Origin of the sequence: Sphingomonas asaccharolytica NBRC 15499 (assembly GCF_001598355.1) — a bacterium.
GTDB lineage: Bacteria > Pseudomonadota > Alphaproteobacteria > Sphingomonadales > Sphingomonadaceae > Sphingomonas > Sphingomonas asaccharolytica.
Genome location: NZ_BCYU01000122.1, coordinates 1 through 8,369, shown reverse-complemented (window position 1 = coordinate 8,369; position 8,369 = coordinate 1). Strand labels below are relative to the sequence as shown.

Sequence of the window (8,369 nt, the reverse complement as noted above, 5' to 3'; positions counted from 1 at the left end):
TTTATGCACAGAAAAGGCCGGCGGATTGCTCCGTCGGCCTTTCTCTTTTGGTTCGGATGGGCGCGGGCAAAGCCCGCGCTTGGCCGTCGGTCGGGATCTCCGGCGGAGCCGAAGCCCCGCCGTCCGATCCGACGCGAGTCCCTGGCCAAGCTCGCTTGGCCAGGGCCGCGTTCGGATTAGAAGTCCATACCGCCCATGCCGCCCATGCCGCCGCCGCCCATGGGCATGGCGGGCTTGTCTTCGGGCAGTTCCGACACCGCCGCTTCGGTGGTGATCAGCAGACCGGCGACCGAGGCCGCGTCCTGCAGCGCGGTGCGAACGACCTTGGTCGGGTCGATCACGCCGGCAGTGACGAGGTTCTCGTACACGTCGGTCTGGGCGTTGAAGCCCTGCGACGGGTCGTTGCCTTCGAGCAGCTTGCCCGAGATCACCGCACCGTCATGACCGGCATTCTGCGCGATCTGGCGCAGCGGCGCGTACAGCGCCTTGCGGACGATATCGATACCGCGGGTCTGGTCGTCATTGGCACCCTTGAGGCCGTCGAGCGCCTTGGTTGCGTACAGCAGCGCCGTGCCGCCACCGGGGACGATGCCTTCTTCGACGGCCGCGCGGGTCGCGTGGAGAGCGTCGTCGACGCGATCCTTGCGCTCCTTGACCTCGACCTCGGACGCGCCGCCGACCTTGATCACCGCGACGCCGCCCGCGAGCTTGGCCAGACGCTCCTGGAGCTTCTCGCGGTCGTAATCCGACGTGGTGTTCTCGATCTGCTGGCGGATCGCTTCGGTGCGGCCCTTGATCGCATCGGCATCACCGGCGCCATCGACGATGGTGGTGTTGTCCTTGTCGATCGAGACGCGCTTGGCGGTGCCGAGCATGCCGATGGTGACGGTCTCGAGCTTGATGCCGAGATCTTCCGAGATCATCTCGCCCTTGGTCAGGATCGCGATGTCCTCGAGCATCGCCTTGCGGCGATCGCCGAAGCCCGGCGCCTTGACGGCAGCGACCTTGAGGCCACCACGCAGCTTGTTCACCACGAGCGTGGCCAGAGCCTCGCCCTCGATGTCCTCGGCGATGATCAGCAGCGGACGGCCCGATTGGACGACGGCTTCCAGGATCGGGAGCATCGCCTGCAGGTTCGACAGCTTCTTCTCGTGGATCAGGATGTACGGGTCGTTGAGTTCGACCGTCATCTTCTCCGGGTTGGTGATGAAGTACGGCGACAGATAGCCGCGGTCGAACTGCATGCCCTCGACGACGTCGAGCTCGAATTCAAGACCCTTCGCTTCTTCGACAGTGATCACGCCTTCCTTGCCGACCTTGTCCATCGCTTCGGCGATCTTCTCACCGACGACGGTGTCGCCATTGGCCGAGATGATGCCGACCTGGGCGATCTCGTTCGAGCCCGAGACGGGCTTCGAGCGCGACTTCACGTCCTCGACGACCTTGATCACGGCGAGGTCGATGCCGCGCTTCAGGTCCATCGGGTTCATGCCGGCCGCGACCGACTTCATGCCCTCGCGGACGATCGCCTGGGCGAGCACGGTCGCAGTGGTGGTGCCGTCGCCGGCGAGATCGTTGGTCTTGGACGCGACCTCACGGATCATCTGCGCGCCCATATTCTCGAACTTGTCCTTGAGTTCGATTTCCTTGGCGACGGTGACGCCGTCCTTGGTGATGCGCGGGGCGCCGAACGACTTTTCGATCACGACGTTGCGGCCCTTCGGACCGAGCGTGACCTTGACCGCATCGGCCAGAATATCGACGCCGCGCAGGATGCGCTCACGCGCGTCGCGGCTGAATTTAACGTCCTTGGCTGCCATGTTGGCTGACCTTTCCGATTAAATGAAATTGAGAAATTGGCGCTTGAAGGAAATCAGCCGACGATCCCGAGGATGTCCGATTCCTTCATGATCAGCAGGTCTTCACCATTGACCTTGACCTCAGTGCCCGACCATTTGCCGAACAGGATGCGGTCGCCGGCCTTGACGTCGAGCGGCGTGACCTTGCCGTCCTCGCTCTTGGTACCGGTGCCGATGGCGACGACTTCGCCTTCCTGCGGCTTTTCCTTGGCGGTGTCGGGGATGATGATCCCGCCCGCAGTCTTCTCTTCCGCCTCAACACGGCGGACGAGGACGCGGTCATGCAACGGACGAAAGTTCATTTGCGTGAGTCCCTCAATAGGAATTGAATTGGGATTAGCACTCAGTTCCCCCGAGTGCCAACGCAGCGCATATGTGACTGGTCTTCCAACTCGTCAACGGGGTCGGAAGATTCTTTTGCGTTCGCGCGGCAAGACCACTCGAACCCGCGACGGACCGGGTCAGCGGGCCGCGGGCAGCAACCCCAGCCGCTCGCGCATCGCCCAGCGCGCGACCAGCAACACCGACACGACGGCCAACCCGACCGCGAGACCGACCCAGATGCCGACACCTTCCCAATGCAGATGGAAACCGAACAGGATCGCGGTGCCGAATCCCGCCACCCAATAGCCGAACGCCGCGACGACCATCGGAATGCGCGTATCCTGCAGCCCGCGCAGCGCGCCTGCCGCGACCGCTTGCGCGCCGTCGAACAATTGGAACATCGCGGCGACGGCCAGATACTGGATCGCCAGCGCCACTTCGCGCGCCCGCGCCGGATCGTCGACATTGACGTAGATGCCGACGATCAGCTTGGGCGCGAGCCAGATCGTCGTCGCGGTCAGCACCATGAAGCCGGTGCCGGTGACGATCGACGCCCAGCCGGCGCGGCCGATCCAGACCCGGTTGCGCGCGCCATAAGCCATCCCGACGCGAATCGTCGCCGCCTGGGCGATGCCGAACGGCACCTGAAAGGCGAGCGCGGCGATGTTGAGCGCGATCGCGTGTGCCGCGACCTCGGTCACGCCGATCAATCCCATCAGGAACGCCGCGCCGCCGAACAGTCCGCCTTCGAGCGTGAACGTCAGGGCGATCGGCGCGCCGAGCCGCGCTATCTCGCCCATCCGCTGCCAGTGCGGCAGCCACCATTTGCCGAACAGGCGATAGCGGCGGAGCTTGCCGTCGAACGCGAGGATCGCGGCATAGGCCAGCATCATCGCCAGCGCGGTGACCAGGCTGGCGATCGCCGATCCTTCGAGCCCGAGCGCCGGGAAACCGGCATGGCCGAACACCAGCAACCAATTACCGAGCGCGCCCATGCCAAGCGCGCCAGCCGTTACCAGTATCGCCCAGCCCGGCCGGCCAAGCGCGGCGGCGACCGTGCGCATCACGCCCGCCCAGATATTTGGCACCATGATGAACAACAGGATGTCGAGGAACGCGCCGGTGCGTGCCGCCACCCGGGGGTCCTGCCCCAGCAGCAGCAGGATCTCCCGGCTGAACGCGAGCACGACCATGAAGAACAGCCCGCTGATCAACCCCAGCCACATCGCCATGCGGAACGATCGCCTTACCTGGCGAACGGCGTGTGCGCGCGCGCCCAGTTCGGCGGCGATGATCGGTGCGCAGGCGCCGGTGAAACCGATCATCGCCCACATGATCAGGCTGAACAGGAACACGCCCAGGGTCGCCGCGGCGAAATCGATCGCGCCAAGCCGCGCGACGAACATCACGTCGACCGCATAGACCCCCATCTGCAGCAGATTCGCGCCGACCAGTGGACCGGACAGGCGCAACAACGCCCAAAGCTCGGCGCGCGTCGAGGCTGGAGCTGGTCCGGCCAGCGGCATGGGGGCGGCTAACGCGGACATAAGGCCGCGGCCTCTAGTCCAAATCATGCGTATTGCTCAACCATCACACTTGCGGCTATCGCGGCTTTGAGACACGCTGCATGGCGCAGTGGGAGACGATCGACGTGAAATTGGTACGCGGCGCCTGGAAGATCCTGGTCGGCATCAAGGACGGCCTGGTGCTGGTCTTCATGCTGCTGTTCTTCGGCATCCTGTTCGCCGCGCTGTCGGCCAAGCCCAACAGCACGGTCCGCGACGGGGCGCTGTTGCTCAAGCTCGACGGCCCGATCGTCGAACAGCCGGAGAACGTCAGCGCGTTCGCGGCGATGCAGGGGGGTGGCGATAAGCACCAATTCCGCCTGCGCGACCTGGTCCGCGCGATCGACGCGGCCAAGGACGATTCGCGGGTCAAGGTCGTGGTGCTCGATCTCGACGGCTATGGCGGCGGCTATCCTGCCGCGGTGACCGAGGTCGCCAACGCGCTTGGCCGGGTCAAGGCGTCAGGCAAGCCGGTGCTGGCCTACGCCACTGCCTATACCGACGGCAGCTATCTGCTCGCCGCCAATGCCAGCGAAGTCTGGCTCAACCCGATGGGCGGCACCTTGTTCATGGGCCCGGGCGGCAACCAGCTCTATTACAAGGGGCTGATCGACAAGCTCGGCGTCAACGTCCACGTCTATCGCGTCGGCAAATTCAAGTCGTTCGTCGAGCCCTATGAGCGCGACGCCCAGTCGCCCGAAGCGAAGGAAGCGCTGACTGCGCTCTACGCGTCGATCTTCAGCCAGTGGAAAGACCTTATCCACAAGGCGCGACCCAAGGCGCAGATCGATACGTTCCTGACCGCGCCCGACCAGGCGATCGCCGGGACCAAGGGCGATATCGCCCACGCCAACCTCGCCTCCGGCCTCGTCGACAAGCTCGGCGACCGGCTCGCCTTCGGCAAGCGCGTCGCCCAACTGGCGGGTGACGGACCGAAGAAGATTGCCGGCAGCTTCGCCGCGATCAAGTACGACGATTTCGTCGCCGCGCATCCGATGTCCACCTCCGGCGACAAGATCGGCATCGTCACCGTGGCCGGCGATATTATCGACGGCAAGGCCGGCCCCGGCACCGCCGGCGGCGACACGATCGCCAAGGCGGTACTCGACGGGCTCGCCAAGAAGGACCTGAAGGCGCTCGTCGTCCGCATCGACTCGCCCGGCGGGTCGGCGCTGGCATCCGAGACAATCCGCAAGGCGGTGCTCGAAGCCAAGGCACAGAAGCTGCCGATCGTCGTCTCGATGGGCGGGCTCGCCGCATCGGGCGGCTATTGGGTGTCGACCGTCGGTGATCCCGGCGCGGTGTTCGCCGAGCCCAACACGATCACCGGATCGATCGGTATCTTTGGCATTATCCCGACCTTCGAGAATTCATTGAAGAAGCTCGGCATTACCACAGATGGAGTGAAGACCACCCCGCTGTCGGGCCAACCCGACGTCTATGGCGGCACCAACCCCCAGGTCGATTCGATCCTGCAAGCGTCGATCGAGCACGGTTATGCCGAGTTCATCGGCCGCGTCGCTGCTGCCCGCAAGATGACGCCGCAACGCGTTGATGAGATCGGCCAGGGCCGTGTCTGGGACGGCGGCACCGCACGCCAGCTCGGGCTGGTCGACCGTTTCGGCTCGCTCGACGATGCCGTCGCCGAAGCCGCCAAGCGTGCGGGCATCGACGCCAAGAACGTCCGCCGCGTCTATCTGGAGAAACAACCCGGCTGGTTCGCCCAGCTGGTCCAGGGCTTCGCCGACAAGGACGATGACGATGCCAGCACAACCGGCGACACCAAGGCCGGCGATCTGTTCGCGATGCTCGCCGCGCAACGCCAGGATGTCCTCGCCCGCGCGCTGGGTGACGCCAAGCGACTGGCGACGGTCAATTCTGTCCAGGCGCGCTGCCTGGAATGCGCCGGCTTCTCGGACGCCCGCGCCGACGATGACGACCGCACGCTCGCGCAGCTGCTGATCAAGGCGATCTGGCAGTGATCGCGCTGCGCCCCGCGCGGCCCGAGGATGCCGCCTCGATCGCCGCAATCTACGCGCCTTATGTCCTGACCGCGACGGTCTCGTTCGAGACCGAGGCGCCCGACGCGCGCGCGATGCGCAGCCGCATGGCCGCCAGCGATGGGCTCTATCCGTGGATCGTCGCAACCAATGGCGTCGAGGATGGCGATGCCGTCCTTGCCTATGCTTATGCCACCAAGTTCCGCGAACGGCCGGCCTATCGCTATGTCGTCGAGACCTCGATCTACGTCTCCGGGCCGGTCCAGGGACAAGGAGTCGGACGGCTGCTCTACCCCGCGCTGATCAACACGTTGCGCGCACAGGGGTTCGTTCAGGCGGTGAGCGTGATTTCGTTACCCAACGACTATACGATAGGGCTGCACGAAGCGGCGGGCTTTCGCCGGCAGGGCGTGTTGCGCGAACTCGGGTTCAAACAGGGTCGCTGGATCGATGTCGGCTTCTGGCAGCGCGAACTCAACGATGCCGCGATCCCGCCGGCCGAGCCCAAGCCGTTCAGCGAGGTCGGCCTGGTCCGCGCCTGATACCATGACGGTTCGGTCCCGACCGAAGTGTCGGCACCTGCAACGGGGCGGCGCGTTATTCCCGGCATGAGCCACCTGACCTCGCAAACCCAGGCCCCGCGCGGCACCGCGGCGGCGATGGGACTGATCGCGATCGGCTTTGCCGGCAGCACGATGATCACGCCGCTTTATGCCTTGTATCAGGCCCAGTTCGGCTTCTCCGCCGTCGTGCTGACGATCGTCTATGCCGCCTATGTCATCGGCAATCTCTCCGCCCTGCTGTTCCTCGGCCGCTTGTCGGATCGCATCGGGCGACGCCCGATCGCGTTCGCCGCGATCGCTTTGTGCCTGATCGCGGCGTCGGTCTTCCTGATGGCGCAGAGCACCGTCGGGCTGTTCGCCGGACGAGTCGTCAGCGGCCTCGCGGTCGGGCTGGCATCGGGTACCGGCACGGCTTGGCTGGTCGACCTCCGACCCGACGATCGCCCACGCGCGACCTTGCTCGCGATCCAGGCCAATATGGCGGGAATTGGCCTGGGGCCGTTGATCGCCGGGTTGCTCGCGAGCTACGCGCCGCGCCCACTCCTCCTGCCTTTCCTGGTTTATGCCGCCGCCATCGCCACGGTGGCCGTGATGGTGACGCGGGCGCGCGAGACGGTTTCGACCCGAGCAATCGACGCCGCGCTGCTCCGCCCGCAATTCGCCCTCCCGCAGGACACGCGCGCCGCATTCGTCGCTCCCGCCGTTACCTCGTTCACCGCGTTCGCCTTTGTCGGCTTCTACGCGGCGCTGCTGCCGTCGATCCTCGACCAGGCAATGCACCTCACCAGTCCGGCGATCGGCGGCGCGATCCTGGCGCAATTATTCGCGGTCGCCGCCGCGACGATGCTGGCGACGCGCCGGCTGTCGAGTCGGATGGCGATGATGAGCGGGCTGATGACGATCGCGCCCGCGCTCGCGCTGCTGGTCCTCGCCCAGTCGCAGCAGAGCCTCGCTTTGTTGATGCTGGGCACAACGTCCGGCGGCGTCGCGCTGGCGCTCGGCTATCGTGGCAGCCTCGAGATCGTCAACACGATCGCACCCGCCGATCGCCGCGCGGGTCTGGTGTCGGTTTATTTGGTGATCTGTTTCATCGGCAATTCGCTTCCGGTGATCGGCGTCGCGATGGTCGGCGCCGTCGCCGGACCGGTCAGGGCCAGCGAGATCTTCGCCGGCGTGATGCTCGTGCTGGCAGCGCTCGCCTTCATTACTGGACTGCGTTTTGCCCCGCGTCGCCCAACCCGTGCTTGCGAAGCGCGTTAGCCGGCCTCGCCCTTGCGATAGGCCGGCAGCGCGAGCTTCCAGCGCAGCGCGGCCGCGCGGAGGCTGAACCCGGCGACGGCCGCGATGCCGGCAGCGACCGGCAACGGCACGCCGAGCAGCCCCAGTGCGACATAGGAACCCGACGCCAGCGCGGCCGCGGTGACGTAGATTTCGGGGCGCATGATGATCGACGGCTCGCCCGCCAGCACGTCGCGAATGATCCCGCCGACGCAGGCGGTGACCACGCCCATCAACGCCGCCGGCACCGGGGGCACGCCGAACCCGATCGCCTTGGCCGCGCCGAACACGGCATAAGCGGCGAGTCCGACCGCATCGAACCAGTCGAGCGCCGCCCCACGCCACCATCTGACGGGAGTCAGCCACACCGCAAAGGCAACCGCGAGACATGCCGCCGCCGCGCGGCTGTCATGGATCCAGAATACCGGCGCCCCAATCAGCAAGTCGCGCACCGTCCCACCGCCGACGCCGGTGACGAGCGCGAAGAAGCAAAGCGTGACCATCGTCTGCCCACGCCTCGCGGCGGCAAGCGCGCCTGACGCCGCGAAGACGACCAGCCCGGCCAAGTCGAGCCAGGGCGCGATCGCAGGGAGCCATTCGGGAGTGTGGGGGAGCATCGGACGAAGGGTAGCGCGACGCACCAGGCTTCGCCACCGGTTTGGGCCCACGGCAAAGCCCGGATGACGAACCAAAGGTGCATGTCTGGGCACCCCAAACGTAATTGGTGCTTATCCTCTACGAGCGAGGGCAAGTTGCCCCCTGTGACAGCTGAAGATGATT

At 66.0% G+C, this 8,369-nt stretch carries 7 protein-coding genes; 3 read left to right on the top strand and 4 right to left on the bottom strand.

Annotation, left to right across the window (positions count from 1 at the left end):
- Positions 1-176 precede the first annotated feature (176 nt).
- The 3 genes from groL to SAS01S_RS20635 form a co-directional block, all read right to left on the bottom strand.
- Complete coding sequence (gene groL, locus SAS01S_RS20645) at positions 177-1,820, bottom strand: chaperonin GroEL (protein WP_066812913.1); 1,644 nt, start codon at positions 1,818-1,820, stop codon at positions 177-179.
- A gap of 53 nt (positions 1,821-1,873) precedes the next feature.
- Positions 1,874-2,161: a co-chaperone GroES gene (gene groES / locus SAS01S_RS20640; RefSeq protein WP_066812912.1), complete on the bottom strand. Its 288-nt coding sequence runs from the start codon at positions 2,159-2,161 to the stop codon at positions 1,874-1,876.
- Positions 2,162-2,320: 159 nt separating this feature from the next.
- Positions 2,321-3,730 carry an MATE family efflux transporter gene (locus tag SAS01S_RS20635; RefSeq protein WP_084239283.1) on the bottom strand — a complete coding sequence of 470 codons (1,410 nt, stop codon included), beginning with the start codon at positions 3,728-3,730 and terminating at the stop codon, positions 2,321-2,323.
- Positions 3,731-3,834: 104 nt separating this feature from the next.
- Here SAS01S_RS20635 and sppA point away from each other — a divergent pair, with 104 nt between their 5' ends.
- The 3 genes from sppA (at position 3,835) to SAS01S_RS20620 (ending at position 7,571) form a co-directional block, all read left to right on the top strand.
- A complete protein-coding gene (gene sppA / locus SAS01S_RS20630; protein ID WP_066812914.1) occupies positions 3,835-5,730 on the top strand; it encodes a signal peptide peptidase SppA in 1,896 nt (631 codons plus the stop codon).
- Positions 5,727-6,290 carry a GNAT family N-acetyltransferase gene (locus SAS01S_RS20625; protein WP_066812910.1) on the top strand — a complete coding sequence of 188 codons (564 nt, stop codon included), beginning with the start codon at positions 5,727-5,729 and terminating at the stop codon, positions 6,288-6,290. The genes sppA and SAS01S_RS20625 overlap by 4 nt, the downstream gene beginning before the upstream one ends.
- Positions 6,291-6,356: 66 nt before the next feature.
- Complete coding sequence (locus SAS01S_RS20620; protein ID WP_066812909.1) at positions 6,357-7,571, top strand: MFS transporter; 1,215 nt, start codon at positions 6,357-6,359, stop codon at positions 7,569-7,571.
- On the opposite strand, the gene SAS01S_RS20615 is transcribed toward SAS01S_RS20620, so the two are convergent.
- Positions 7,568-8,206: a trimeric intracellular cation channel family protein gene (locus SAS01S_RS20615; protein WP_066812907.1), complete on the bottom strand. Its 639-nt coding sequence runs from the start codon at positions 8,204-8,206 to the stop codon at positions 7,568-7,570. The genes SAS01S_RS20620 and SAS01S_RS20615 overlap by 4 nt on opposite strands.
- Positions 8,207-8,369: the final 163 nt, after the last annotated feature.

Excerpts from the sequence above, each read along its gene's own strand:
- SAS01S_RS20635 (WP_084239283.1), bottom strand. The coding sequence starts at position 3,730 with ATGTCCGCGTTAGCCGCCCCCATGCCGCTGGCCGGACCAGCTCCAGCC.
- groES (WP_066812912.1), bottom strand. The coding sequence starts at position 2,161 with ATGAACTTTCGTCCGTTGCATGACCGCGTCCTCGTCCGCCGTGTTGAG.
- SAS01S_RS20620 (WP_066812909.1), top strand. The coding sequence starts at position 6,357 with ATGAGCCACCTGACCTCGCAAACCCAGGCCCCGCGCGGCACCGCGGCG.
- SAS01S_RS20615 (WP_066812907.1), bottom strand. The coding sequence starts at position 8,206 with ATGCTCCCCCACACTCCCGAATGGCTCCCTGCGATCGCGCCCTGGCTC.
- groL (WP_066812913.1), bottom strand. The coding sequence starts at position 1,820 with ATGGCAGCCAAGGACGTTAAATTCAGCCGCGACGCGCGTGAGCGCATC.